Raw genomic sequence first — 24,709 nt, forward strand, 5'->3', positions numbered from 1 at the left:
TGAAAAACAAGACGCCGCCGGGAAACTTACCCCCCGGCGGCGTCTAAAGATGGCTTTAACGCCGATCAGGCAGCGAGATCGCGCAGAACCGTCTGCAGGATGCCGCCATTGTTGACGTAGACGACCTCATCCAGCGTATCGATACGGCAGATGATCGGGATGTCGCGGACCGTGCCGTCGCCATAGGTAACCTTGGCAATCTTGCGCTCGCGCGGCTTGATGTGCTCCAGGCCCTCGATCGTGACGACTTCATCGCCCTTGAGGTCGAGGGTGGCCCAGGTTGTGCCGTCCTCGAAGACGAAGGGGATGACGCCCATGCCGACCAGGTTCGAGCGGTGGATACGCTCGAAGGACTGGGCGACGACGGCGCGCACGCCGAGCAGGTTGGTGCCCTTGGCAGCCCAGTCGCGCGACGAGCCGTTGCCGTATTCGACACCGGCGAAGATCACGAGCGGAACGCCCTCGGCCTTGTACTGCATGGCCGCATCGTAAATCGACATCTCTTCCTTGGACGGATAGTGGATGGTGTAGCCACCTTCCTTGCCGTTCGGGCCGAGCATATGGTTGCGGATGCGGATGTTGGCAAAGGTGCCGCGCATCATCACTTCATGATTGCCGCGACGCGTGCCGTACTGGTTGAAGTCGGCAACGCCGACGCCATGACCGATGAGGTAAGCACCAGCCGGCGAGGCAGCCTTGATCGAACCGGCCGGAGAAATGTGGTCGGTGGTGATCTTGTCGCCGAAGAGGCCGAGAACGCGGGCGCCCTTGATGTCGGAGATGCCGGCGCCGGTCTTGCCCATGCCCACGAAGTAAGGTGGGTTCTGCACGTAGGTCGAGTTATCGTCCCAGGCATAGGTCTGGCCCGGAGGAATCTGCACGGCCTGCCAGTTGGCATCGCCCTTGAAGACGTCGGCGTACTTGGATTCGTAGAGTTCGCGGGTGACGTATTTCAGGATGAATTCCTGGATCTCATGCGAGGTCGGCCAGATGTCCTTGAGGAACACCGGCTTGCCGTCCTGGTCTTCGCCGATCGGTTCGCTGGTCAGGTCGAGCTGCACCGTGCCGGCGAGCGCATAGGCGACGACGAGCGGCGGCGAGGCCAGGTAGTTGGCCTGGACGTCAGGCGAGATGCGGCCTTCGAAGTTGCGGTTGCCGGAGAGAACGCCGGAAACGATCAGGCCCTTGTCGTTGATCGTCTTCGAGATCGGCGCCGGCAGCGGGCCGGAATTGCCGATGCAGGTGGTGCAGCCGAAGCCGACCAGGTTGAAGCCGAGCTTGTCGAGATCGGCCTGCAGGCCGGACTTGGCGAGATATTCGCCGACGACCTGAGATCCAGGCGCGAGCGAGGTCTTGACCCACGGCTTGCTCTTCAGGCCCTTGGCGACGGCGTTGCGGGCGAGAAGACCGGCAGCGATCAGCACCGACGGGTTCGAGGTGTTGGTGCACGACGTGATGGCGGCGATCGCCACGTCACCATGACCGAGATCGAAATCCGTGCCTTCGACCGCATAACGGTTCGAAAGCTGGCCGGGCTTCTTGTATTCGGTGTCCAGCGAGCCGGCGAAACCGGAGGCGATGTTTTCCAGGGGAATACGGCCTTCCGGACGCTTCGGGCCAGCCATGGCCGGCACGACGTCGCTAAGCTCGAGTTCCAGCGTATCGGTGAATACGAGGTCGGCGCCGTCGTTGTCGCGCCACATGCCCTGCGCCTTCGAATAGGCTTCGACCAGTGCGATACGATCCTTCGCGCGGCCCGACATGTCGAGATAGTTCAAGGTTTCCTTGTCGACCGGGAAGAAGCCGCAGGTCGCGCCGTATTCCGGACCCATGTTGCCGATGGTAGCACGGTCGGCGAGCGGCAGCGCGTCGAGGCCGGGGCCGAAGAATTCGACGAACTTGGAAACAACGCCCTTCTTGCGCAGCATCTGCACGACGGTCAGCACGAGGTCGGTCGCGGTGACGCCTTCCTTGAGCTTGCCGGTGAGCCTGAAGCCGATGACTTCCGGCAGCAGCATGGAGACCGGCTGGCCGAGCATGGCGGCTTCAGCTTCGATACCGCCGACGCCCCAGCCGAGAACGCCGAGACCATTGATCATGGTCGTGTGCGAATCGGTGCCGACGCAGGTGTCGGGATAGGCGATCGTCTCGCCGTCCTCTTCCTTCGTCCAGACGGTCTGGCCGAGATATTCGAGGTTGACCTGATGACAGATGCCGGTGCCGGGGGGGACAACGCGGAAGTTCTTGAACGCCTGCTGGCCCCACTTCAGGAAGCGGTAGCGCTCGCCGTTGCGCTCGTATTCCAGCTCGACGTTGCGGGCAAAGGCCTGCGGCGTGCCGAATTCGTCGACGATGACGGAGTGGTCGATGACGAGGTCGACGGGAACGAGCGGGTTGATCTTTTCAGGATCGCCACCGAGCGACACCATCGCGTCACGCATGGCGGCGAGATCGACCACGGCCGGAACGCCGGTGAAGTCCTGCATCAGCACGCGCGCCGGGCGATAGGCGATTTCGTTCTCGACGGTGCCCTTGTTGACGAGCCACTCGGCAACGCCAAGGATGTGTTCCTTGGTGACCGTCTGCCCGTCTTCGAAGCGCAGCAGGTTTTCCAGCAGCACCTTCATCGAATAGGGAAGCTTGGCAACGCCGGGCAGACCATTGGCCTCGGCCTTGGGCAGGCTGAAATAGACATAGTCTTTTCCGCCCACGGTCAGCGTGGACCGACAATTGAAACTGTCAAGAGATTTAGACACGAGATACCCCGTTTCTGATAGCCAACACAGTCGTGCGAACGCCTATGCACTTTAATGCACATCAGGATGCGGGTACGGCCATTTCCGCTGTCCGCACGTAAGGCAAAACACCTTATGTTCGGCGCAAGGATGAAATTCACGCCGACCGCTGGCGTGGTTGCCGGTCTTATAGATAATTTCGTAAAGACTTGCCAGAGTGGCCGAGCGCAAAATTTGAGATTTTTTTCGCACTGCGACAACGAAAACGGGGAAAGCCTGAGCTGATGCATCTAAGCGCTGAAAACCTGGCCGCAAGGCGGGGCGAGGACCTGATTTTCGCGAACGTTTCCTTTGACTTGGGCGGCGGCGAGGCCCTGATCCTGACGGGCCGAAACGGCTCGGGGAAATCAACACTTTTGCGTGTCGTCGCCGGCCTCCTGCGACCGGAAAAAGGCCGGGTGATTCTCACGGCTTCACAAGGAGAATCGGATCGTCAGCCAGGGGAAGCCAGCCATTATCTCGGCCATCGCAATGCGATGAAATCCGAACTTACGGTTGCGGAGAACCTGACATTCTGGAAGGAGTTTCTAGGCGACATCGAGGGCGGCGCCGGTCTTGCCATCGAAGATGCGGCCGAAGCCGTCGGTCTTGCCGATATCACCCACCTCCCCTTCGGCTACCTCTCCGCCGGCCAGCAACGGCGGATCGCCTTCGCCAAGCTGCTGGTCGCCTATCGCCCGATCTGGATCCTCGACGAACCCACGGCGGCGCTGGATACGGCAGCGGACCGGCTGCTTGCGGAGCTGATATCCTCGCATCAGACGGCGGGCGGGATCGTGCTTGCGGCGACGCATCAGCCGCTGGGACTTGCGAATGCGCGGGAGATGCGGATGACGGCGTTTGCCGGGGTGAATGAAGGGGTTTGGGGATGACCATACGTCCCACCTGGCCCCTCATCCGTCCTTTCTCGGTTTCGCGAAGCGTAACCGCTCAAGTCCACCTTCTCCCCGTTTCACGGGGCGAAGGGGCTTGGTTGGCTCCATCGTCCCCTCTTCCCGCCTGCGGGGAGAGGGCTAGGGTGAGGGGCAAAGCCGCGACCTCCGTCGATAATAAAATCAAGGAGTTCGCCGCATGACCGCCCTCTTCCTCCGCGACCTCAAACTCTCGGTCCGCGCCGGCGGTGGCGCGCTCATCGGCATTCTCTTCTTCCTGACAGTCGTCGCCGTCATTCCCTTCGGCGTCGGCCCCGACCTCAAGCTGCTGTCGCGCATCGGCCCGGCCATCGTCTGGATCGGCGCGCTGCTCTCCGCCCTGCTTGGCCTCGACCGCCTGTTCCAGGCCGAGCGCGACGATGGCTCCCTCGATCTGCTGGTGATGCAGGAAACGCCGCTGGTGCTGACGGTACTGACCAAATGCGCCGCCCATTGGGTGGCGACCGGCCTGCCGCTGGTGATCGCCTCGCCGCTGCTCGGTCTCTTCATGAATATGAACGAAACGGCGATCGGCGCGACGGCCCTGACCCTCCTCGTTGGCACACCGGCGATCACCTTCATCGGCGCGGTCGGCGCTGCCGTTGCCGTCGCCTTGCCGCGCGGCGGCTTGCTGGTGTCGATCCTGGTGCTGCCGCTTGCCATTCCCGTGCTGATCTTCGGCGTCAGCGCCACCTATGCCGCCGTCGAAGGTCCGCAGCCCTTCCTGCCGCCGTTCCTGATCCTGATAGCGCTCACCTTGTTCTTCGCCGTGCTCGGCCCGGCGGCGGCGGCAATCGCGTTGCGCAACACGACGGATTGATCGATCTCAGGCGATCCGGTCGATTGCCGTCAAAAGCATATCGGGTTAAACAAATCGCATGAGCGATATCAGCCCTGCGATCAGCCGATTTTCCGACCTCGCCAATCCGACCCGGTTTCTGGCGTTGTCGGCGCGTCTGATCCCGTGGCTGGCGGCGATCACCGCCATCCTCTTCGTGATCGGCCTCTATCTTTCGTTTTCGACCGAAGGCGATTACCAGCAGGGCGATACCGTCCGCATCATGTATATCCATGTACCGGCCGCCTGGTTGTCGATGATGTGCTACACGATCATGAGCCTGTCGGCGATCGGCACGCTGGTCTGGCGTCATCCACTCGCCGATGTCTCGGCCAGGGCCGCAGCCCTCCTCGGCGCAGCCTTTACCCTCATTGCGCTCGTTACCGGCTCGCTCTGGGGCAAGCCGATGTGGGGCACCTATTGGGTCTGGGACGCCCGGCTGACCTCTGTTTTCATTCTCTTCCTGATGTATCTCGGCCTGATCGCGCTGAACCGCGCCATGGACGATCCGTCGAAGGCTGCACGCGTCACCGCCGTGCTGATCCTCGTCGGCTTCATCAACATTCCGATCATCAAGTTCTCGGTCGACTGGTGGAACACGCTGCATCAGTCGGAAAGCCTCATGCGCATGGACGGCCCCGCCATCGATGCGGAATTTCTCTGGCCGCTCTTCACCATGGCGCTTGCCTTCACGCTGCTGTTCTTCACGCTGCACCTGATGGCGATCCGTAACGAGATCTGGCGACGCCGCATCGCCGCGCAGCGCCGTATCGCCGCGCGCATGGCCGCCCGCGAGGATTAGCATGACCCATCCCTTCTACGTCTACGGCTCCTACGGCTTCGCCGCCGCCATGATCGTTGCCGTCATCGCCTGGACATGGATCGACGGCCGTCTGCGCCGCAAGGAAATGGCAGTGCTCGAAGCCTCCGGCATCCGCCGCCGGTCACAAAGCGCGCCGAAGGACAAGGCGCAATGAGCATCGAAACCGGGAAAAGCGGCGAGCCGAAATCGGGCGGCACCGCGCGCTATCTGATGGCGCTCATTCCGCTTGTCGTCTTTGCCTGCATTGCGCTCGCCGTGGGCAAGGTGATGTATGATCAGGAAGTCCACGGCACCGATATTTCCGCCATCCCTTCCGCCCTGATCGGCACGAAAGCACCGGCACTGGCGATGGCGCCGCTTGACGGCTCCAATCTGCCGCCGCTGACCGACAGCGCCATCAAGGGCAAGCTGACGCTCGTCAACGTCTTCGCCTCCTGGTGCATCCCCTGCCGCGAGGAACATCCCGTCCTGAAGCAGCTCGCCCAGGATGGCCGCCTGAACATCGTCGCCATCAACTACAAGGACACCAGCGAAAACGCCCTGCGTTTCCTCGGCGAGCTGGGCAATCCCTATACTGCCATCGGCATCGATCCGAATGGCTCGGCCGCGATCGACTGGGGCGTCTACGGCATCCCCGAATCCTACCTCGTCGCCCCCGACGGCACGATCCTCTACAAGCAGGTCGGACCTTTCACGGCCACCAGCCTGAAGGAAGGGCTGTATCCGGCCATGGAAAAGGCGCTGGGGAAGCCGGGGGCGTAACCACCCGCCCTAGTGGTTCGAGGCTCCAGCCCTACGGGCCTCCGCACCTCACCATGAGGGCTGATCTTCGCTGCTGATATACAACGGGGGCACGCCCCACCTCATGGTGAGGTGCCTTGTTGCCGAAGCGATAGCGTAGGGAACAAGGCCTCGAACCACGAGGTGGCCACAAGGCCAGCTTCAAAATCCTCTTAAAGCCCGCCCTGCCAGGTCTTGATCGCGTCGATCGGCCAAACCAGCATGATGACATTCAGCGTGAGATTGTCGCGGATGAGCCAGCCGGTCAAAAGCTCGAAGAAGATGGCGATCACGATGGTCAGCGCCACCGGCGCCCGCCAGGCAAACAGGAAGCCGACGACCATGAACACCGCGTCCATCGCCGAGTTCAAAATGCTGTCGCCGACATAATTGAGTGAGATCGTCGCGGCACGGTAGCGGTCGATGATAATGGGCGAGTTCTCGAGCAGCTCCCAGCCGGATTCGATCAGCATGGCGACGAACAGGCGCATGGAAAGCGGCTTGCGGCGCATGATCAGATGGGTCAGCCCGAAGAACAGGAAGCCGTGGATGATATGCGACGGCGTGTACCAGTCGGCCATGTGCTGCGAATTGCCGCTGGAATTGACCGCGGGTTCGAAGAGCTTGACATAGCCGCAGGTGCAGATCGGCACCCGGCCCATCATATATTCCGCGACGATCTGCACGAGCAGGACCAGGCCGCAGGCGATGAACCAGAAACTCTGCCGCTGGTAACGATTCTCGGTCTCGGAGAGCGTGGCCATCATTCGGTCTCCGCCGGCGGTTCGATCGTGTGCTTCATGATCAGCGGCATCTGCGACAGCGTGAAGAGGATGGTGATCGGCATCGTGCCCCAGACCTTGAAGTTCACCCAGAGATTGTCCGCTGCCTTGACGTCGGGCAGGTAGTACCAATTCGACAAGCGCCAGACGACTTCGTTGAGCACGGCAAGAACCAGGAAGAAGAGCCCCCAGCGAAGCGTGAGCTTGCGCCAGCCTTCGGCGTCGAGCTGGAAAGCAGCATTGAAGACATAGCCGAGCAGCGACTTGCCGAAGGCGAGGCCGCCGAGCAGCACCACGCCGAACAGGGCGTTGACGATGGTCGGCTTCATCTTGATGAAGATTTCGCTCTGCAAATAGATGCCGAGCGCCCCGAAGATGAGGACGACGATCCCGGAGACGAAGGGCATCAGCGGCAGATGGCCGAGCATGATCTTCGAGACGATGAGAGACAGCGCCGTCGCCACCATGAACAGCCCCGTCGCAACGAAGAGCGGACCGCCAAGAGCGGATAACGCCGGAAACTGCTGCACCAGCCATTCGCCGCGCAGATTGGCGAAGAAGAACACCAGCAACGGCCCGAGTTCCAGCACCAGCTTCAACAGCGGATGATGCTTGTCGGCGGCACTTGGGGCGAGGTCACGGTCACTGGTCGTCATTGCGGCACTTTCATTATCGTCGAGTTTGGTCTTGTCGCTCATTGGCCGTTTCCGGGATTGATCCCGGCAATAGCCTGGGCGAATTCCTCGGCCTCGAAGGGCTCGAGATCGTCTACACCTTCGCCGACACCGATGAAATAGACGGGCAGCTTATGCTTGGCCGAAATCGCCACCAGAATGCCGCCGCGCGCCGTGCCGTCAAGCTTGGTCATGATCAGGCCGTTCACACCTGCGACGTTGCGGAAAATCTCCACCTGATTCAGCGCGTTCTGACCGGTGGTCGCATCCAGCGTCTGCAACACGGTATGCGGCGCATCCGGATCGAGCTTGCCGAGCACGCGGACGATCTTTTCCAGCTCCGCCATCAGCTCCGTCTTGTTCTGCAGCCGGCCGGCGGTGTCGATGATCAGCACATCGCTCTTGTTGGCCTTGGCCTGCTGGAAGGCATCGAAGGCAAGGCCGGCGGCGTCGGCCCCGAGCTTGGTGCCGATGAATTCCGATTTGGTGCGGTCGGCCCAGATCTTCAGCTGCTCGATGGCGGCGGCGCGGAACGTATCGCCGGCGGCGACCATAACCTTGAGCCCGGCGCCCGACAGCTTCGACGCCAGCTTGCCGATGGTCGTCGTCTTGCCGGTGCCGTTGACGCCGACGACGAGGATGACATGCGGCTTGTGGCTGAGATCGAGCTGCAACGGCTTGGCGACTGGCTTCAGCACCTTGGCGATTTCCTGCGCCATGATCCGGCTGACATCCTCACCGGTCACGTCCTTGCCGTAGCGCTCCGAGGCCAGCGTGTCGGTCACCCGCATCGCCGTCTCGACGCCGAGATCGGCCTGGATCAACAGATCCTCCAGTTCCTGCAGCGTCTGATCATCGAGCTTGCGCTTGGTAAACAGTGCCGTGATCTGGCCGGTAAGCTGCGAAGAGGTCCGCGCAAGACCGGCGCGCAGGCGCTGGAACCAGGAGAGTTTTTGCTTGGGCGCTTCGGGAGCTACTTCCGGGATACTGGAGGCGGTGGCAAAGCCTTTTGGGAGGATAGGGGTGGTTTCGGTATCTTTCGACGAGAGGTCCGAGCTTGGCGGAGCCTCGTCACCCCCCTCTGTCCTGTCGGACATCTCCCCCACAAGGGGGGAGATCGGTTCGGAAATGACCTCCTCTGCCACAATGTCCGCCACGGAGTCGGCAGGTTGTTCCGATAGGGCGGCAACTTCTTCGTCTGCGGCTGGCTCGGAAGTCTCCGGCACTTGCGCGGCCGAAACGTCTACCGGCTCGTCAAATTCTTGTTTTTGTTCCAGAGATTCTTGTTCTTGCTCAGAAGGCCCGGCATCCTCCAACCGATCTCCCCCCTCGTGGTGGGGTCCGGAGGACGGGTCGAGACCCGTGGCTCGACCCAACGGTCCCGAAGGGACAGAGGGGGGCTCGACAGGTTCGGCGACCTCGGACGCAACAGAAGCGTCCATCACAGGCTCTTCCGGCGCGGGAACAACCTCCACAACGTCCGGTGCAACAACCTCCGGCGCTTTTTCTTCCGCCGGCTTTTCACGGCCGAAGGTGAAGACTTTTTTGATGAAACTAAGCGCCATGAAAATTCCGTGGGGTCAGGCCGCGTCGGCGGCCGCAAGTTGCATGTCGAGGTGCTTGCCATTGTGGCTGGTGATTGCCACCTGCACAAGGTCGCGCGGCTGAAGGCCGGGTGCTGCGACAAGCGTGAAGTTTTCCGTATGCGCCAGGCCGTTGTTTTCGACAAGCAGCCATTGCCGCGTGCCGACCATACTGTCGAGATGGGCCTGATGCAGCCTTTGTCCAGCCATGCGGAGGCGAGCGGCCCGTTCCCTGATCAGCGCCCGGTCGAGCTGCGGCATGCGTGCCGCCGGTGTGCCGGGGCGTGGGCTATAGGGAAAGACGTGCAGATGCGCGATGCCAGCCTCTTCCGCCAGGCTGACGGCATTTTCGAACATCTCGTCCGTTTCGGTCGGGAAACCGGCAATCATATCGGCGCCAAAGCTCATCTCCGGCCGCAGACGCCGGACATCCTCGATGAAACGAATGGCATCGGCGCGCGAATGCCGCCGCTTCATCCGCTTCAGGATCATGTCGTCACCATGCTGCAGCGACAGGTGCAGATGCGGCATGAAGCGCGGCTCGTCGGCGATCAGGTCCATCAGATGCGCGTCCGCCTCGATGCTGTCGATCGACGACAGCCGCAGACGGCGGATCTCGGGGATCTGCTTCAGAAGCGTCTTCGCCAGAAGGCCGAGCGTCGGCTCGCCCGGCAAATCGCCGCCATAGCTGGTCGCATCGACGCCGGTCAGCACGATCTCGCGATAACCGCTTTCGACCAGATTGCGCGCCTGGCTCACCACCGCGCCCATTGGCACGGAGCGGGAATTGCCGCGGCCATAGGGGATGATGCAGAAGGTGCAGCGATGGTCGCAGCCGTTCTGCACCTGGATGAAGGCGCGCACATGCCCGTCGATATGCTTGACCATCTGCGGCGCGGTGTGGCGCACGCTCATGATATCGTTGACCCGCAGCTTCTCTTCCGCCGAAACGCCGAAATCCGGCAGCGAGCGATAGGATGCGCTTGTCAGCTTCTCTTCATTGCCGAGCACGGCGTCGACTTCGGCCATGTCGGCGAAAGTCTGCTTCTCCGTCTGCGCGGCGCAGCCGGTGACGATGATGCGGGCATGCGGATTGTCGCGGCGCGCGCGACGGATCGCCTGGCGCGCCTGGCGCACGGCCTCGCCGGTGACGGCACAGGTATTGACCAGAATGGCGTTGTTGAGCCCGGCTTTCTCCGCCTCGCCCCTCATCACTTCGGATTCGTAGGTGTTGAGACGGCAGCCGAAGGTAATGACCTCGACCCCGCTCACCGCGCCAGAGCCCCCTGCTCTTGAGCGCGCGTGAAGCTGCCGGTCACCGGATCGACCGAGCCAGACCATTCCCATTCTGCCGGCCCGGTCATGACGACATGGTCGTCACTCTCCCGCCATTCGATAGTGAGCTGGCCAGAAGCCGGAGCGGATGCGACGTCGATTGTCACCTTGCGGCCGGTGCGGCCGGTGCGGGCGGCGCTGACCGCAGACGAACAGGCGGCGGAACCACAGGCAAGCGTCAATCCGGCACTGCGCTCCCAGGTGCGGGTGCGCAGCGAAGTCGGCGAGAGCACCTGCGCCAGCGTGATATTGGCGCGCTCGGGAAACATCGGATGGTTTTCGAGCAACGGGCCGAAGCGGGCGAGATCGTAGGACATCGGGTCCTTGTCGACCCAGAAGATCGCATGCGGATTGCCCATCGACATCACCGAAGGCGAATGCAGGACAGGATTGTCGATCGGCCCGATCTGCAGCTCGATGCGGCGCGTATCGGCAAACTCCTCGGCCAGCGGGATCTTGTCCCAGTCGAACACCGGCCTGCCCATGTCAACGGAAATCGTGCCGTCCTCATGCTCGACGGCATTCAGAATGCCGGCAACGGTCTGGAAGGTGAACACCTTCTTGCCGGTTTCAGCGGCAAGCGCCTGAACGACACAGCGCGTGCCGTTGCCGCAGGCCTGCGCCTTGGTACCATCGGAATTGAGAATATCGATCCAGGCGTCGGTACCCTCCGCCTTCGGGTCGTGGATCGCCATGATCTGGTCGAACTGGGTCGCCGGATCGGCATTGAGCGCGATCGCGGCCGCCGCCGTCACCACATCTTTCCGGCCGCGCATGTCGACAACCAGGATCTTGTTGCCAAGCCCGTTCATCCGCGCGAATTCGACCGTATTGCTCATGCTGGTATGTCCGTCAGTGTTTTCGAGCTGTATATGGCGGAAATGTGGGGGAATTACCAGTGGGGTGATGGTCTCTGGCCTTGGAGGCATCCTTTGGCTTCACTTCGCTTTGGTGGCGGTTGAAGCCGGTCTTTACCTGATCTTGATCACAATCCCGCCGCATGATGACCATCGCAATTTATTTCAATAAAAATTCGATCCAATGTCGGATTGTTGAAATATCGTTCGTCCTAGGGTCGTCCAATTCATCAATTCGAAAGGATGATAACCATGCCAAATACCATACGCCTGCATCGCGTCCTGGCGACCAGCCCGGAGAAGATCTATCGCGCATTCATCGAGGCGGACGCGCTCGCCAAGTGGCTTCCGCCCAATGGCTTTGCCTGCACCGTGCATAGCCTGGAGCCGACAGTCGGCGGTACGTTCAAAATGTCATTCCGCAACTTCACCACAGGCAAAAGCCACGCCTTCGGCGGTGAATTTCACGAACTCGTTCCCGGCGAGCGGGTGCGCTACACGGACAAATTCGACGACCCCAACCTGCCCGGCGAAATGGAGGTGACCGTGATCTTGAAAAAGGTCCTGGTCGGAACCGAGGTGAACATCACTCAGGCGGGTGTGCCGGACGTCATCCCGCCGGAAGCCTGCTATCTCGGCTGGCAGGAGTCGCTGCGAAACCTGGCAAAGCTCGTGGAGCCTGACATCAACGAATGATGCATGACGGGCAAACAAGGGCTCTTGCAATCGGATCGCGTTGACGATCGTCGCGATCCGATTTGTCCGTGTGTTGTCTCTCAGACAACCGGCACGTCGAACACTTCCCCAGCTCTCAACGGCCGAAACCGATCCGGCTCCACGCCCTGCTCTTTCAGCGCCGCATCCAGCGCCCGCACCGGGGCATCCATGGCCTCATCTGTCAGCTGGAAGGTAGCGAAATGGTGACCGGCGACATGTGCTGCGTTGCAGAGCGTCATGCCGCGAACCGCCTCCGCCGGGTTCTGGTGCTGGCCGCGCATGAACCAGCGCGGCTCATAGGCGCCGAAGGGCAGGATGGCGAGGCGGAAGCCGCCGTGCTTTTGCCGAACCGCCTCATAATTGATACCGCCATGAAAGCCGGTATCGCCGACATGGTAGATCTTGCCCGCCGGCGTGGTGATGACGAAGGCGGCCCAGAGCGCCATGCGTCGATCGTTTGCCCCGCGCGCCGACCAGTGATGGCAGGGCTCGGCATCGATCGTCACCCTGTCGCTGATGGCGAGATGGTCGCCCCAGTCCATGGTGGCAATCTTCGCGCCGGGAACGCCGCGTTTGATGATCATGTCGTTGCCAAGCGGCGTGACGATATCAGGCGCATGGACCTCGTGCAGCCGCTTCAGCGTCGCCATATCGAGATGGTCGTAGTGATTGTGCGAGACCAGCACGAGATCGATCGGCGGCAGATCCTCGAAATGGATGCCGGGCGGCACCACGCGTTTCGGCCCCGCGAAGGTGAAAGGGCTCGCCCGCTCCGACCACACCGGGTCGGTCAGGATATTCAGCCCCGCCACCTGGATCAGCATCGAGGCATGGCCGACCATGGTCACGCGCAACGCGTCGCCGAAAACATGCCTGTCGGGTTTTGCCGGAGGAAAGGCGCTGACGACCGGATTGGGCCAGCGCGCCCGTCCGCCGCCGAGCTTCCATTTCATGACGTCGAGAAGGTTCCCCGGCTCGACGCCTTCGGGATTGAAAAACCGCAAGCCGTCATAATGGTCGGAAACGGGACCTTGGTAATAGGGGTTCTGCTTTTTGCCGGAGCCGGATGCGTCTGTCATGGCGTACCAGCCTCCTTTATCGTCGACACGCCGGCCTTTGCCAACCATTCGCCGCTCTCCGCCGCGGTCAATTCGCTTTCGATCACGACATTCGCCGGCATCGCAAAGAGCTGCGGCGTAAAGAAACTCGTATCCCAGAGCGGGGCGCCGGCAACAGCGGGCGAGAGAAGGATGACCTGCTTGCCGTCGATACGCGGAATGCTGTCGACGGGGGCCTCGCCCGCAATAGCAGCGTGACTTGTCGGGGCGCCATAGTGCCACCAGGCCTCGTCCGTCCCGTCCTCCACCAACGTCACGCACCGCGCCATGTCGACGATGAACCTGTTGGGCACGCGTCCGCCTGGCAGGGTTTCGCCCAGAGCGGCCTGGATCAGCGTGAAGAGGTGGCAGCAATTGGCAATGTTCTCATAGCGCAGCCGGAAGCCCCTTCGGCTCGGCTGGTGCAGGATGATCAGCTCATCGCTGCTGCAGAGAAACATCTGGCGCACCCAGGCAGCGCCCGGCGTATGATCCTGCAAATCCTGAAGCTGCCGCATGAGGCCAGCATTTTCCCGCGCCAGCCTGCGCTCATCAGGCATCATGGCAAGATGCGAGACGACCGATTGGCCAACAAGCTGAAAAGCCTCCAGCAATTGCTGCTGCCGGGGGCTCAAGGGCTTGCGACTTGCAAACCCGCGATGAACCTGCGGCAACCAGGCAAGATAAAGCTCCCATACGGCCGGACCGCTACGCTCCGGCGAGCCACCCGTCTCGGCGATGGTGCCCAGCATATTCGCCAGGATCGCCGCGCCAGGAGGCGGCAGGCCGCGCAGCTCGCGCGCCGCCCGCGACACGATCTTCGGCTGCGCCTTGGCACCCGCATAAAAGGCCTGCGCCGCCTCATTGAAGCGCGCATCGACACGACCACCGCTGTAGACGCGGCAGGCGGTCAGGAGATTGGTCAGGGCTGAATCGTTCATTCGCGTCTGTCTCGGGGAATCACATCATCGCGGCAGGTGGATACAACAATAGCGAACTGTGCCATCAGCGAAATCCCATTCGCGGCCCTGGCTGGTCACATTGGCGGGCTGTGGCATTTTTGCCCTTTGGCTTGACTTTGCCGCCCGTTTCCTGTTTATCCCGGCTCATCTGCGACGAGCACAAGCCTCCGAGCCACCGACCGGGACCCTTAAAGGTATAAAGAGATCCCGGAGGTCAACACCCGACAGCGCGTTGCGCCCTCGGGTGCTTTTTGGCTTTGCGTCTTGTTTTCGTCATGGAAAAGCACGACGTTTTCGGGCGATGACCCGCGCATGTCCCTTTCGAGGCGAAGCCGAGAAAGATAAGGCATAGGCGCAAATCAAAAGCCCCGAGCGATCGATAAGGAAGAAACGATGTTTGAAAACCTCCAGGACCGTCTTGGTTCCATTCTGAATGGACTGACAGGCCGCGGCGCGCTCTCGGAAGCTGATGTTTCCGCAGCACTGCGCGAGGTTCGCCGCGCGCTGCTCGAAGCCGACGTGGCACTGGATGTCGTACGCTCCTTTACCGACCGCGTCCGCGAAAAGGCCGTCGGCGCCGGGATCCTGAAATCGATCAAGCCCGGCCAGATGGTCGTCAAGATCGTTCATGACGAGCTGATCGAGATGCTCGGCGGCGAGGGCGTCGGCATCGACCTCAACGCGCCGGCCCCGGTCGTCGTCATGATGGTCGGTCTGCAGGGCTCGGGCAAGACCACCACGTCGGCGAAGATCGCCCACCGCCTGACCAGCCGCGACCGCAAGAAGGTCCTGATGGCCTCGCTCGACACGCGCCGTCCGGCAGCGCAGGAGCAATTGCGCCAGCTCGGCGTCCAGGCCGGCATCGACACGCTGCCGGTCATTGCCGGTCAGTCGCCGACCGATATCGCCGCCCGCGCCGTGCAGGCTGCCAAGCTCGGCGGCCATGACGTCGTCATCCTCGACACCGCCGGCCGCACGCATATCGACGAGCCGCTCATGGTCGAGATGGCGGATATCAAGAAGAAATCCAATCCGCACGAAATCCTGCTGGTCGCCGATAGCCTGACCGGTCAGGATGCCGTCAACCTCGCCCGCAATTTCGACGACCGCGTTGGGATCACCGGCCTGGTACTGACCCGCATGGACGGCGACGGCCGCGGCGGTGCAGCGCTTTCGATGCGCGCCGTCACCGGCAAGCCGATCAAGCTGATCGGTGTTGGCGAAAAGATGGGCGAGCTGGAAGAATTCCATCCCCGCCGCATCGCCGACCGCATCCTCGGCATGGGCGACATCGTCTCGCTGGTCGAAAAGGCCGCAGAAAATATCGACGCCGAGAAGGCGGCCGCCATGGCCGCCAAGATGGCCAAGGGCAAGTTCGACCTGAACGACCTGGCCGACCAGCTCGGCCAGATGCAGAAGATGGGCGGCATGGGCGGGATCATGGGGATGATGCCCGGCATGTCCGGCATGAAGGACAAGATGGCCGCCGCCGGCCTCGACGATCGCCTGTTCAAGCGCCAGATCGCCATCATCTCCTCGATGACCAAGGCGGAACGCGCCAATCCCGATCTCCTCAAGCACTCCCGCAAGAAGCGCATCGCTAGCGGCTCTGGCACCGACGCCTCCGACATCAACAAGCTTCTGAAGATGCACCGCCAGATGGCGGACATGATGAAGATGATGGGCGGCAAGGGCAAAGGCGGCATGATGAAGCAGATGATGGGCGGCCTTGCCGGCAAGATGGGCCTCGGCGGCGGCCTAGGGGGTATGGGCGGCGGCATGCCCGACCTGTCGAACATGGACCCCAAGCAGCTGGAAGCCCTGCAGAAGCAGGCCGAAGCCGCCGGTCTCGGCCGTCCCGGCGGCATGCCCGGCCTCGGTGGTGGTGGATTGCCAGGCCTGGGCGGCGCCAAGCTGCCGGGCCTCGGCGGTGGTTTCCCAGGATTGCCCGGTTTGCCGAAGAAGAAGTGAGAAGGATCGTTGACCCCCATGATTGATCCAGACATCAAGGCCCAATTGGGCAACTACCGCCAGTCGATCGACAATATCGATGCCGCACTGGTGCATATGCTGGCCGAACGCTTCCGCTGCACCAAAGAGGTCGGCGTGCTGAAGGCCAAGTACAATTTGCCGCCGGCGGACCCGGCGCGCGAGGAATTCCAGATCGAACGCCTGCGCCTCCTGGCAAGGGACGCCAATCTGGACCCGGATTTCGCCGAGAAGTTCCTGAACTTCGTCATCAAGGAAGTCATCCGGCATCACGAACAGATCGCTGCTGATCTCAGCAACGTCAAATAACCACGCCGCCCCAAAAAGCGGTTACAAAAAGCCTAAGGAGTAAGAAACATGGCACTGAAAATTCGTCTCGCCCGCGGTGGTTCCAAGAAGCGCCCGTACTACCACGTTGTTATCGCCGACGCCCGTTCGCCGCGCGATGGCCGCTTCCTGGAAAAGGTCGGTTCCTGGAACCCGATGCTTGCCAAGGACGATGCCAAGCGCGTTGAACTCGACGCCGACCGCATCAAGCATTGGATCGACCACGGCGCTCAGCCGACCGACCGCGTTCTGCGCTTCCTGGCCGAAGCCGGCGTTGCCACGCGCGAAGTCAAGAGCAACCCGGAAAAGGCAAAGCCGGGCAAGCGCGCCCAGGAACGCGCCGCTGAAAAGGCACAGAAGGTTGCTGACGCCGCCGCTGCTACTGCTGAATAATCAGCCCTAACGACGATCTGAAGCGGGTGGCATGGCGACATGCCGCCCGTTTTTTGTTTCCTATTCCTGCGCGTTCATCTTATGAGAGAACGCAATCGATCCTCCGGCAGTCGGCAACGAGACCATGACGAAACTTGAAAACCCGGTATTGATGGCAACCATCGGCGCCGCGCAGGGCCTGCGGGGCGAAGTGCGCGTCCGCGCCTTTACCTCCGACCCCACGGCGCTTGGCGACTACGGCCATCTGCACAGCATGGACGGCCGCAGCTTCGAGGTGCTGGAAATCCGCGAGGCCAAGAACGTGGTGATCGTCCGCTTTCGCGGCGTCAACGATCGCGACGCCGCCGAGGCACTGAACGGGCTGGAACTTTATGTCGAACGCGACAACCTGCCGGATGACGAGCTGGAGGACGACGAGTTCTTCTATGCCGATCTCGAGGGCCTGGAAGCGGTCGATGACAAGGGCACTGGCTATGGCACGGTTAGCGGCGTCTACGATTTCGGCGCAGGTGATCTGCTGGAACTGAAGGGGCCGGGCAAGCGCCCGGTGTTGATCCCCTTTTCCGAGGCCGCCGTGCTGGAAATCGATCTCGAAGGCGGCAAGATCCTGATCGATCCCATGGCCGCCGGCCTGATCGACAGCCCTGACGATTTCACCGGCAAGCCGCCGAAACCGCCCGGCAAGACGAAGAAGTAACCACCAATTGGAAGTGATTGCGCCATGAGTTTCCGGGCGACCATCCTGACGCTCTATCCCGAGATGTTTCCCGGCCACCTCGGCGCGTCCCTTGCCGGCAAGGCGATGGAGCGCGGGCAATGGGCGCTGGACGCTGTGCAGATTCGCGATTTCGCCACCGACAAGCACCGCACCGTCGATGATACGCCGGCCGGCGGCGGCGCCGGCATGGTGTTGAAGCCGGATGTGCTTGCCCGCGCCATCGACCATGTGTCCGAAAACGACAATCGCCCGCGCCTGCTGATGAGCCCGCGCGGCAAGCCGCTGACGCAGAAGCGCGTGCGCGAACTTGCCGCCGGCGACGGCGTCATCATCGTCTGCGGCCGCTTCGAGGGCGTCGACCAGCGGGTGATCGACGGCCGCGATCTCGAAGAGGTCTCGATCGGCGACTACATCCTTTCCGGCGGCGAACCGGCGGCGCTGATCCTGCTCGACGCCATCGTCCGTATCCTGCCCGGCGTCATGGGTAACGATCTCTCAGGTCAGCACGAGAGCTTCGAGGGCGACCTGCTGGAGCATCCGCACTATACCCGCCCCCAGGTCTGGGAAGAGCGCGAAATCCCCGCCGTCCTGACCTCCGGCAACCACGGCGCCATCGCCAAATGGCAAAGGCAGGAAGCCGAGAAGCTGACGAAAGAGCGCAGGCCGGATTTGCTGGAGAAGCAGCCAGCGAAGTAGCGGCGATAAACTGGACTGCCGATCCGACACCACTTGATGCCGCCGTGATCAGGTCTTGTTTGCGTCTTCGATCATCCACGCGACCACCACATCGATGGAACTGGATTTTCGATAACGAGGCCATACCAAATAGAAATTTGACGGCCCAGGCAGCGATCCCTCCAGGAACCGGATGAGGCGGCCTTCCTCCAGATCCCGCTGAACGAAATCCCTGTTTGCCAGAACGATGCCCTGTCCGGCGATCGCGGCCTCGATCGCATGCGATGTCTGGCTGAAGCTGATCCCCTTGAAGGAGCTCTGCTCGAGCTGGCCGACATGTTTTTCGATGAACTCCGGCCAGAAGTTATGGGCATCGTGCAGAAGCGTGAAGTCCGCAAGTTCCTCCGAGGTCTTTGGTGACCGCCGATCGGCCAGTAGCATGGGGCTCCCGACGGCGATGATCTCCTGTTCGAACAACAGCTCGCTTGCCAGACCCGGCCCGAACGGTGGCCGGCCATAGCGCACGGCAAGGTCCACACCGTCCGACTGGAAACTCGACATGCGCTCGGTCGCGAGGATGTGGAGGTCGAGGTCCGGATGTCTGGTCGTGAAGTCGGGCAGGCGCGGGATGAGCCATTTCGAGGCGAATGTAGGCGTCGTGCTGATCGTAAGGCGGACCGGTTGCGGTTTCAGCTCACCCGTTGCTCTCGCGATGATTTCGAAGGCGCGCCTGATATCCGCGATGTAACGTCGTCCCTCCCCGGTCAGCGCCAGCGTCCGCGGCAAACGCTCGAACAACTTCACGCCGAGTTCGGCTTCCAGCCCCCGGACCTGCTGCGCGACCGCCCCCTGCGTGACGCCGATCTCTTCGGCCGCCGCGCGGAAATTCAGATGCCGCGCGGCAACCTCGAAAGCTTTGAGGGCGTTGAGCGACGGAAGATAACCGGGAACATTGCTCATACGATAGTTTTTCTACTGATAAATGATAATGGAACTGCTTCGTGATCGCGAGCGAAAGATGTTATTCTGATCTCCATAAGCGGGCAATTTATGCCACTGGCCCGCGAAAAGCGAGGACGAGAGATGTCAGTAGAAAAAGTAGCTGTTATCACGGCCGGAGGAAGCGGCATGGGAGCGGAGAGCGCCCGGCGTCTGGCCGCCGACGGGTTCAAGGTCGCCATCCTCTCATCCTCCGGCAAGGGTGAAGCACTCGCCGCCGAGCTTGGCGGCATCGGCGTCACCGGTTCCAATCAATCCAACGACGATCTCAAGCGCCTGATCGACACGACGGTGGAAAAATGGGGGCGCGTCGATGTCCTGGTCAACAGCGCCGGACATGGCCCGCGAGCGCCCATCCTCGACATCACCGACGAGCAATGGCACACGGGATTGGACGTTTACCTGATGAACGTCATTCGGTCGGTACGACTTGTCACCCCGATCATGCAGAAGCAGAAGTCCGGCGCAATCGTCAACATCTCCACCGCCTGGGCTTTCGAGCCGTCTTCAATGTTCCCGACATCGGCCGTCTTCCGCGCCGGCCTCGCCGCCTACACCAAGATTTTCGCCGATACCTATGCCGCCGACAATATCCGCATGAACAATGTGCTGCCCGGCTGGATCGACAGCCTTCCGAAGGCGGACGAGCGCCGCGATGCCGTGCCGATGAAGCGCTACGGCACGAGTGCTGAAATCGCGGCGACCGTCGCCTTTCTGGCATCGGAGGGCGCGGGCTATATCACCGGCCAGAATCTGAAAGTCGACGGCGGCCTGACCAGATCGGTGTAATCCCATGAGGAACCTTGCCTACATAGCCTTCGTTCTTCTGGATCTCGTCTGGGGAGCAACTTCATATTGGTGAAGTAAGCCGCCGCGTCCCCTAAGACGTCATCGGCAACGATCTCTCAGGCCTGCAAGATAGCTTCGAAGGCGGCCTGTTGGGGGCACCCACGCTACATGCGGCCGCAGGTCTGGGAAATTCCCAAAATCTCGGCGGTGCCCACATGGGCCAGTTCACCGGTGATAACGTCCGGCGACGCCCTATTCATCCACTGAAAGTGCCATCCCATGCTTGATGGTTTTGAGCGCTATCAGGCTTTTGTACTTGCGCACTAGCTCTCCCTGATCTGTCATCATCCGCTCGATAAAGGCGTTGTATTCATCAATATCCCGCACCGTTACCGACAAAACGAAGTCAGCGTCGCCGGTGACGTACCAGCATGATTGGACTTCCGGTGCCTGGACAAGCCAACGTTGGAACGCTTCAAGATTGTGGCGATACTCGTTTTGTATTTCGATCTCGACCAGAATTCTAAGGCTCCGACGGACGGCGGCGGGACTGACGACAGCGACGATCCGGTCGATCACGCCCTCGCGTTTGAGCTTGCTGATACGCCGTTCAACCGCGGAAGGCGAAAGATTGACGGCTTGCGCGATAGCTTTTGCGGGTAGGTCAGCATTGCCCTGCAGGATCAGCAGAATCTCGCGGTCTTTCTCATCCACGCGCATTTCTCCCGAACATATAGCCTTCGATGCGGAAGAACAGCGCATCTACCGTGAAGATCGATGATTTTCCGCGTCAATCAGATTTATCATTGCCCCCATGACAAAACAATCTCAGCTATCCTCTTCGAATATTGTCGATGCCAGACGTCGGATCGATCCGATCTTCCTGAACTCGGCATTGCTCACCGACGCTACACTCGGCCTGACGCTCGCCGTCAAGGATGAAACAGATAATCCAATCCGTTGCTTCAAAGGCAGGGGCACCGGTTATTACCTGGCGCACACAAGCGCGGAGAAAGGACCACTGGTCACAGCGTCGGCAGGCAACTTTGGCCAAGGGCTCGCCTGCGGCGCGGCAAAATTGAACCGCGAGTTGACCGTATTCGCCAGCCTTTCCGCAAACCCGTTGAAGATCGAGGCTATGCGCAGGCTCGGGGCGGGAGTCATTCTGTTTGGGGATGACTTCGACGCAGCGAAAGCAAGAGCGCGGGAACACGCCTTAGAAAGCGGGGCAACGTTCGTGGAGGATGGTGCAAACGCCAGCATCGCGGAAGGTGCCGGAACAATCGCGGCCGAACTCACTGAGGCATTCGGCAATATCGATGCGGTTTTTGTGCCTCTCGGAAATGGCGCCCTGGCAGCGGGGATCGGCTGCTGGTTCAAGACGGCATCGCCCGGAACCAAAGTCATTGCCGTCGCCGCGAAAGGCGCTCCTTGCATGCAGCTTTCATGGCTGGCAGGCAGGCCCGTTCCGACAGATAAGGCGACGACGATCGCGGATGGGATCGCTGTGCGCGATCCGGTTCCGGTTGCCGTCGATTGGCTGGCGACGACGATCGATGACATCGTGCTTGTCGACGATGCCTGTATCATCGATGCCATGCGGTTCGCGCATTCCAGGTGGAATCGGCTCGTTGAACCGGCAGGCGCAGCGGGATTGGCAGGTGTTTTGGCAACGGCCACGACCATGCAGGGGGCTCGGGTTGCAACGATATTGTGCGGAGGAAATCTTACGCCAGAACAAATTGCCCAGTGGCTGCCAAAAGCCGATGCGGGATTTGTCCCGTAGACTATCGAATGACCGCTGAGAACTCTTGCGAGCCGACGGTTTTCAGATGCTAATGACATCATGGACATGTCTCATGTATCGGAGCGAAGATGCCTGGCAGAACCGGAAAAAGCTTTCTCGAATTCCACGATCTGCCACCAGACCTCATTCTTTCGCTGCTCGACCGCGCCAATGTCCTGGCCGGTGCCTGGGCCGATCGGCGCATGCCGCGGAGCCTGGAAGGCAGGCATGTCGCACTGATTGCCGACAACGGCGGATGGAGGAATACCACGGCTTTCAGCCTCGGCGTGCAGGCGATGGGCGGCATCTGCGTGCAGGCGCCGATCAGCTTCAACGCGCGGGAGGAGACCGCCGATCTCGCCGGCTATCTCGATAATTGGTTCGATGTTCTGATTGTCCGCACAAAGCTGCTGACAGCCCTGCGTGAGCTGGCGGCAACCGCCGAAACACCCGTCGTCAATGCCCGGACCAAATCGAACCACCCGTGCGAAACGCTGGGCGACCTCGCTTACGTCAAGAGCAGAAGAGGCCGCGTTGACGGACTCAAGGTCGTCGGCGTCGCGCCTGACGCCAATATCCTGCGATCATGGGTCGAGGCTTCGCTCGCCTTGCCGATCAAGGTCACGCAGATCTATCCGGAGAAATGGCACGTCCACGACAGGGATCTTTCGAACGCGAACTTCAGCACCAGCACGGACATGGAGGAACTGCTGGACGCCGACGTGATCGTCACGGACTGTTGGCCTGATGATACCGCGCAAGCCGAGCTACGGGACTACCGGGTATCGGCCGCCATCCTTGATCAGTGCCGCCCCGACACGATCTTCCTCCCCTGCCCGCCCGTCGCCAGGGGACAGGAGGTCACCACGGACGCGATGACCCATCGGGCGTACCAGAGCAAAGCGGCCAAGGCCTTTCTCCTGCATGCACAGAACGCGCTGCTGGAATGGATCGTGGCTTGAGGTTTTTGACACAAACACTAAATTCGACGTAGACAGCCATCGCTTAGTATTTAAGTTGCCCAGACGCCGCTCACACAGCGAAACGCCTAAAAAGCTGCCTCATGCGCATGAAATTCCCCCGCCAAGGGGTGACAAACCCACGGCAATAGGGTATGTGCGCGGCCGGTATGGGAAATTTCCCATCAACCACCAAAGAAAAGCAGACGCATTCGCCCCTGCCTTTACAGGCATATATCCGAGGCGAGGCCGCAAGGTCCGACCAGGGATAGAGCACTCAGGGCGCTCTGGCTGTTGAAGCAACAACGAAGGTTGATAACATGAACATTATTCAGCAGTTGGAAGCCGAACAGGCCGCCAAGATCGAAGCCAAGCGCACGCTCCCCGACTTTTCCGCTGGCGACACCGTTCGCGTCAACGTGAAGGTCACGGAAGGCACCCGTACTCGCGTCCAGGCCTATGAAGGCGTCTGCATCGCCCGCTCCGGCGGCGGTCTGCAGGAAAACTTCACGGTCCGCAAGATCTCCTACGGCGAAGGCGTCGAGCGCGTATTCCCGGTTTACTCGCCGATGATCGAAAGCGTCGAAATAGTTCGCCGTGGTAAGGTCCGTCGCGCCAAGCTCTATTACCTGCGCGACCGCCGCGGCAAGGCCGCCCGTATCGTTGAAAACACCGGCACCCGCGCCCGCAAGCTCAACGACGCCGAGCGTCAGGCCCTTCTCGCGGAAAAGGCTCGTATCGAAGCCGAAAAGGTTGCCGCAGCCCAGGCTCTCGCAGCCGAGAAGGCAGCAGCTGAAGCCGCCGAAGCAAAGGCAGCAGCCGAAGCCGCCGCTGCAGCGGAAGCAGCAGCAGCCGCTGAACCGGCAGCAGAATAAATCTCGATCCTTTCGGATTGTGGACATCAAGGCGGCCTTCGGGCCGCCTTTTTCGTTTGGGGCAACCAAGGGCAGCTGGGCGCGAAGAGAAATTCCCCATAAGCCACCAGCTTTGGAGCGGCTTTTCTGTTTTTATCGTGACGACCGTGGCAATAGCCTTGCCATCGGCTTTAAAAATATGACAATTTTCCAACACGCTATAAGGGGAATTTCCATGGCATTCCGTCGTTCGTTTCTTCTGGGCCTCACGGCCCTGGTGCTAGCACCTTTCGCCTCCTTCGCCGCCGACCTGCCGAACTTGAACGGCAAGACCGTCGTCGTCGTCACCGAGAATGCCTATCCGCCGCTGCAATTCGTCGACCCCAAAACCAGCAGGGCCATCGGCTGGGAATATGACGCGATGAACGAGATCGCCAAGCGGCTGAACTTCAAGGTCGAATACCAGAACACGAGCTGGGATGCGATGATCCAGGCCGTCTCCCAGGGCCAGTACAACATCGGCATGACAGGCATCACCATCAAGGAAGACCGCAAGGAGAAGGTCGACTTCTCCGATCCCTACATGCGCTCGCAGCAATTCATGCTGGTGCGCGGCGACGAAAAGCGCTTCACCGACGCCAAGAGCTTCTCCGCCTTCAAGGACGGCCTGGTCGGCGCGCAGCCGGGCACGACCCCCTTCTACACCGCCGTCTACGAAGTGCTTGACGGCAATGAGCAGAACCCACGCATCAAACTGTTCGAAACCTTCGGCGCCACCGTGCAGGCGCTGAAGACCGGCGACGTCGACGTGGTTCTGACCGACGGCACCGCCGGCAAGGGCTATGTCGACACCTCGAATGGCGGATTGAAGCTGATCGGCGGCCCGCTCGGCACCGAAGATTTCGGCTTCATCTTCCCGAAGGGTTCCGATCTTGTTGTCCCGATCAATGCCGCCATCGCCAGCCTGAAGGCTGACGGCACCTTCGAGACGCTGAACAAGAAGTGGTTCCTCGACTACAAGATGGGCCAGTAAGCCGGATGCAATCTGAAATCGGAAGCCCGCTCT

26 protein-coding genes are annotated in these 24,709 nt (G+C 61.3%); 16 read left to right on the forward strand and 10 right to left on the reverse strand.

Going from position 1 to position 24,709, the window contains the following annotated elements:
- Positions 1 to 65: 65 nt before the first annotated feature.
- The gene (acnA, locus tag EX00_RS30225) at positions 66 to 2,756 is read right to left on the reverse strand and encodes an aconitate hydratase AcnA (RefSeq protein WP_047466194.1); all 2,691 of its coding nucleotides are present in this window, start codon (positions 2,754 to 2,756) and stop codon (positions 66 to 68) included.
- 263 nt (positions 2,757 to 3,019) lie between these two features.
- Between acnA and ccmA the strand changes: the two genes are divergently transcribed.
- The 5 genes from ccmA (at position 3,020) to EX00_RS30250 (ending at position 6,129) form a co-directional block, all read left to right on the forward strand.
- The gene (ccmA, locus tag EX00_RS30230; RefSeq protein ID WP_047466197.1) at positions 3,020 to 3,667 is read left to right on the forward strand and encodes a heme ABC exporter ATP-binding protein CcmA; all 648 of its coding nucleotides are present in this window, start codon (positions 3,020 to 3,022) and stop codon (positions 3,665 to 3,667) included.
- Positions 3,668 to 3,866: 199 nt separating this feature from the next.
- Positions 3,867 to 4,526 (forward strand): heme exporter protein CcmB, encoded by a 660-nt coding sequence (ccmB, locus tag EX00_RS30235; RefSeq protein ID WP_047466199.1) that lies wholly within the window; start codon positions 3,867 to 3,869, stop codon positions 4,524 to 4,526.
- 58 nt (positions 4,527 to 4,584) lie between these two features.
- Positions 4,585 to 5,346: a heme ABC transporter permease gene (locus EX00_RS30240; RefSeq protein WP_047466202.1), complete on the forward strand. Its 762-nt coding sequence runs from the start codon at positions 4,585 to 4,587 to the stop codon at positions 5,344 to 5,346.
- Between the two features lies 1 nt (position 5,347).
- Entirely contained in the window at positions 5,348 to 5,521 is a 174-nt protein-coding gene (gene ccmD, locus EX00_RS30245; protein WP_047466203.1) for a heme exporter protein CcmD, read from the forward strand.
- Positions 5,518 to 6,129: a DsbE family thiol:disulfide interchange protein gene (locus EX00_RS30250; RefSeq protein ID WP_047466205.1), complete on the forward strand. Its 612-nt coding sequence runs from the start codon at positions 5,518 to 5,520 to the stop codon at positions 6,127 to 6,129. Before ccmD ends, EX00_RS30250 begins: the two co-directional genes overlap by 4 nt.
- A gap of 191 nt (positions 6,130 to 6,320) precedes the next feature.
- On the opposite strand, the gene EX00_RS30255 is transcribed toward EX00_RS30250, so the two are convergent.
- The 5 genes from EX00_RS30255 to dapF are packed head-to-tail and all read right to left on the reverse strand — an operon-like array spanning position 6,321 to position 11,360.
- The gene (locus tag EX00_RS30255) at positions 6,321 to 6,914 is read right to left on the reverse strand and encodes a DUF2585 domain-containing protein (RefSeq protein ID WP_047466208.1); all 594 of its coding nucleotides are present in this window, start codon (positions 6,912 to 6,914) and stop codon (positions 6,321 to 6,323) included.
- Positions 6,911 to 7,627, reverse strand: coding sequence for a septation protein A (locus EX00_RS30260; RefSeq protein ID WP_047466210.1), 717 nt, complete (start codon positions 7,625 to 7,627; stop codon positions 6,911 to 6,913). Before EX00_RS30260 ends, EX00_RS30255 begins: the two co-directional genes overlap by 4 nt.
- On the reverse strand, positions 7,624 to 9,168 hold the full coding sequence (gene ftsY, locus EX00_RS30265; RefSeq protein WP_047466213.1) for a signal recognition particle-docking protein FtsY: 1,545 nt from the start codon (positions 9,166 to 9,168) through the stop codon (positions 7,624 to 7,626). Before ftsY ends, EX00_RS30260 begins: the two co-directional genes overlap by 4 nt.
- Before the next feature lie 15 nt (positions 9,169 to 9,183).
- Positions 9,184 to 10,458, reverse strand: a complete 1,275-nt coding sequence (gene mtaB, locus EX00_RS30270; RefSeq protein WP_047466214.1) for a tRNA (N(6)-L-threonylcarbamoyladenosine(37)-C(2))-methylthiotransferase MtaB — start codon at positions 10,456 to 10,458, stop codon at positions 9,184 to 9,186.
- Positions 10,455 to 11,360, reverse strand: a complete 906-nt coding sequence (dapF, locus tag EX00_RS30275; protein ID WP_047466216.1) for a diaminopimelate epimerase — start codon at positions 11,358 to 11,360, stop codon at positions 10,455 to 10,457. The genes mtaB and dapF overlap by 4 nt, the downstream gene beginning before the upstream one ends.
- 270 nt (positions 11,361 to 11,630) lie before the next feature.
- On the opposite strand from dapF, the gene EX00_RS30280 reads away from it, so the two are divergent.
- A complete protein-coding gene (locus EX00_RS30280; RefSeq protein ID WP_047466218.1) occupies positions 11,631 to 12,074 on the forward strand; it encodes an SRPBCC family protein in 444 nt (147 codons plus the stop codon).
- Positions 12,075 to 12,154: 80 nt separating this feature from the next.
- On the opposite strand, the gene EX00_RS30285 is transcribed toward EX00_RS30280, so the two are convergent.
- The gene (locus EX00_RS30285; RefSeq protein WP_047466220.1) at positions 12,155 to 13,174 is read right to left on the reverse strand and encodes an MBL fold metallo-hydrolase; all 1,020 of its coding nucleotides are present in this window, start codon (positions 13,172 to 13,174) and stop codon (positions 12,155 to 12,157) included.
- Positions 13,171 to 14,133 (reverse strand): hypothetical protein, encoded by a 963-nt coding sequence (locus EX00_RS30290; protein WP_047466222.1) that lies wholly within the window; start codon positions 14,131 to 14,133, stop codon positions 13,171 to 13,173. The genes EX00_RS30285 and EX00_RS30290 overlap by 4 nt, the downstream gene beginning before the upstream one ends.
- Positions 14,134 to 14,547: 414 nt before the next feature.
- On the opposite strand from EX00_RS30290, the gene ffh reads away from it, so the two are divergent.
- The 5 genes from ffh (at position 14,548) to trmD (ending at position 18,277) form a co-directional block, all read left to right on the forward strand.
- On the forward strand, positions 14,548 to 16,125 hold the full coding sequence (gene ffh, locus EX00_RS30295) for a signal recognition particle protein (RefSeq protein ID WP_047466224.1): 1,578 nt from the start codon (positions 14,548 to 14,550) through the stop codon (positions 16,123 to 16,125).
- A gap of 18 nt (positions 16,126 to 16,143) precedes the next feature.
- Positions 16,144 to 16,452: a chorismate mutase gene (locus EX00_RS30300; RefSeq protein ID WP_047466226.1), complete on the forward strand. Its 309-nt coding sequence runs from the start codon at positions 16,144 to 16,146 to the stop codon at positions 16,450 to 16,452.
- Between the two features lie 48 nt (positions 16,453 to 16,500).
- A complete protein-coding gene (gene rpsP / locus EX00_RS30305) occupies positions 16,501 to 16,863 on the forward strand; it encodes a 30S ribosomal protein S16 (protein WP_047466227.1) in 363 nt (120 codons plus the stop codon).
- Between the two features lie 124 nt (positions 16,864 to 16,987).
- Positions 16,988 to 17,560 carry a ribosome maturation factor RimM gene (rimM, locus tag EX00_RS30310; RefSeq protein ID WP_047466230.1) on the forward strand — a complete coding sequence of 191 codons (573 nt, stop codon included), beginning with the start codon at positions 16,988 to 16,990 and terminating at the stop codon, positions 17,558 to 17,560.
- Positions 17,561 to 17,584: 24 nt separating this feature from the next.
- The gene (gene trmD, locus EX00_RS30315) at positions 17,585 to 18,277 is read left to right on the forward strand and encodes a tRNA (guanosine(37)-N1)-methyltransferase TrmD (protein WP_047466232.1); all 693 of its coding nucleotides are present in this window, start codon (positions 17,585 to 17,587) and stop codon (positions 18,275 to 18,277) included.
- Between the two features lie 48 nt (positions 18,278 to 18,325).
- Here trmD and gcvA read toward each other — a convergent pair whose 3' ends face one another.
- Positions 18,326 to 19,216: a transcriptional regulator GcvA gene (gene gcvA / locus EX00_RS30320; protein ID WP_047466233.1), complete on the reverse strand. Its 891-nt coding sequence runs from the start codon at positions 19,214 to 19,216 to the stop codon at positions 18,326 to 18,328.
- A 123-nt stretch (positions 19,217 to 19,339) separates the two neighbouring features.
- On the opposite strand from gcvA, the gene EX00_RS30325 reads away from it, so the two are divergent.
- The gene (locus EX00_RS30325; RefSeq protein ID WP_047466235.1) at positions 19,340 to 20,044 is read left to right on the forward strand and encodes an SDR family oxidoreductase; all 705 of its coding nucleotides are present in this window, start codon (positions 19,340 to 19,342) and stop codon (positions 20,042 to 20,044) included.
- A gap of 252 nt (positions 20,045 to 20,296) precedes the next feature.
- Here the strand turns inward: EX00_RS30325 and EX00_RS30330 are convergent, their stop codons facing one another.
- Positions 20,297 to 20,764, reverse strand: a complete 468-nt coding sequence (locus EX00_RS30330) for an Lrp/AsnC family transcriptional regulator (protein WP_080761363.1) — start codon at positions 20,762 to 20,764, stop codon at positions 20,297 to 20,299.
- 94 nt (positions 20,765 to 20,858) lie between these two features.
- Between EX00_RS30330 and EX00_RS30335 the strand changes: the two genes are divergently transcribed.
- The 4 genes from EX00_RS30335 to EX00_RS30350 all read left to right on the forward strand — a co-directional run bounded on the left by EX00_RS30335 (position 20,859) and on the right by EX00_RS30350 (position 24,676).
- Positions 20,859 to 21,830, forward strand: a complete 972-nt coding sequence (locus EX00_RS30335; RefSeq protein WP_047466237.1) for a threonine ammonia-lyase — start codon at positions 20,859 to 20,861, stop codon at positions 21,828 to 21,830.
- Between the two features lie 89 nt (positions 21,831 to 21,919).
- Positions 21,920 to 22,792, forward strand: a complete 873-nt coding sequence (locus EX00_RS30340) for an ornithine carbamoyltransferase (RefSeq protein ID WP_047466239.1) — start codon at positions 21,920 to 21,922, stop codon at positions 22,790 to 22,792.
- A gap of 317 nt (positions 22,793 to 23,109) precedes the next feature.
- Positions 23,110 to 23,664: a 50S ribosomal protein L19 gene (gene rplS / locus EX00_RS30345; protein WP_047466242.1), complete on the forward strand. Its 555-nt coding sequence runs from the start codon at positions 23,110 to 23,112 to the stop codon at positions 23,662 to 23,664.
- Between the two features lie 214 nt (positions 23,665 to 23,878).
- Complete coding sequence (locus EX00_RS30350; RefSeq protein ID WP_047466245.1) at positions 23,879 to 24,676, forward strand: transporter substrate-binding domain-containing protein; 798 nt, start codon at positions 23,879 to 23,881, stop codon at positions 24,674 to 24,676.
- Positions 24,677 to 24,709 lie beyond the last annotated feature (33 nt).

Origin of the sequence: Martinezella rhizogenes (assembly GCF_000799715.1) — a bacterium.
Classification (GTDB): Bacteria; Pseudomonadota; Alphaproteobacteria; order Rhizobiales; family Rhizobiaceae; genus Rhizobium; species Rhizobium rhizogenes_C.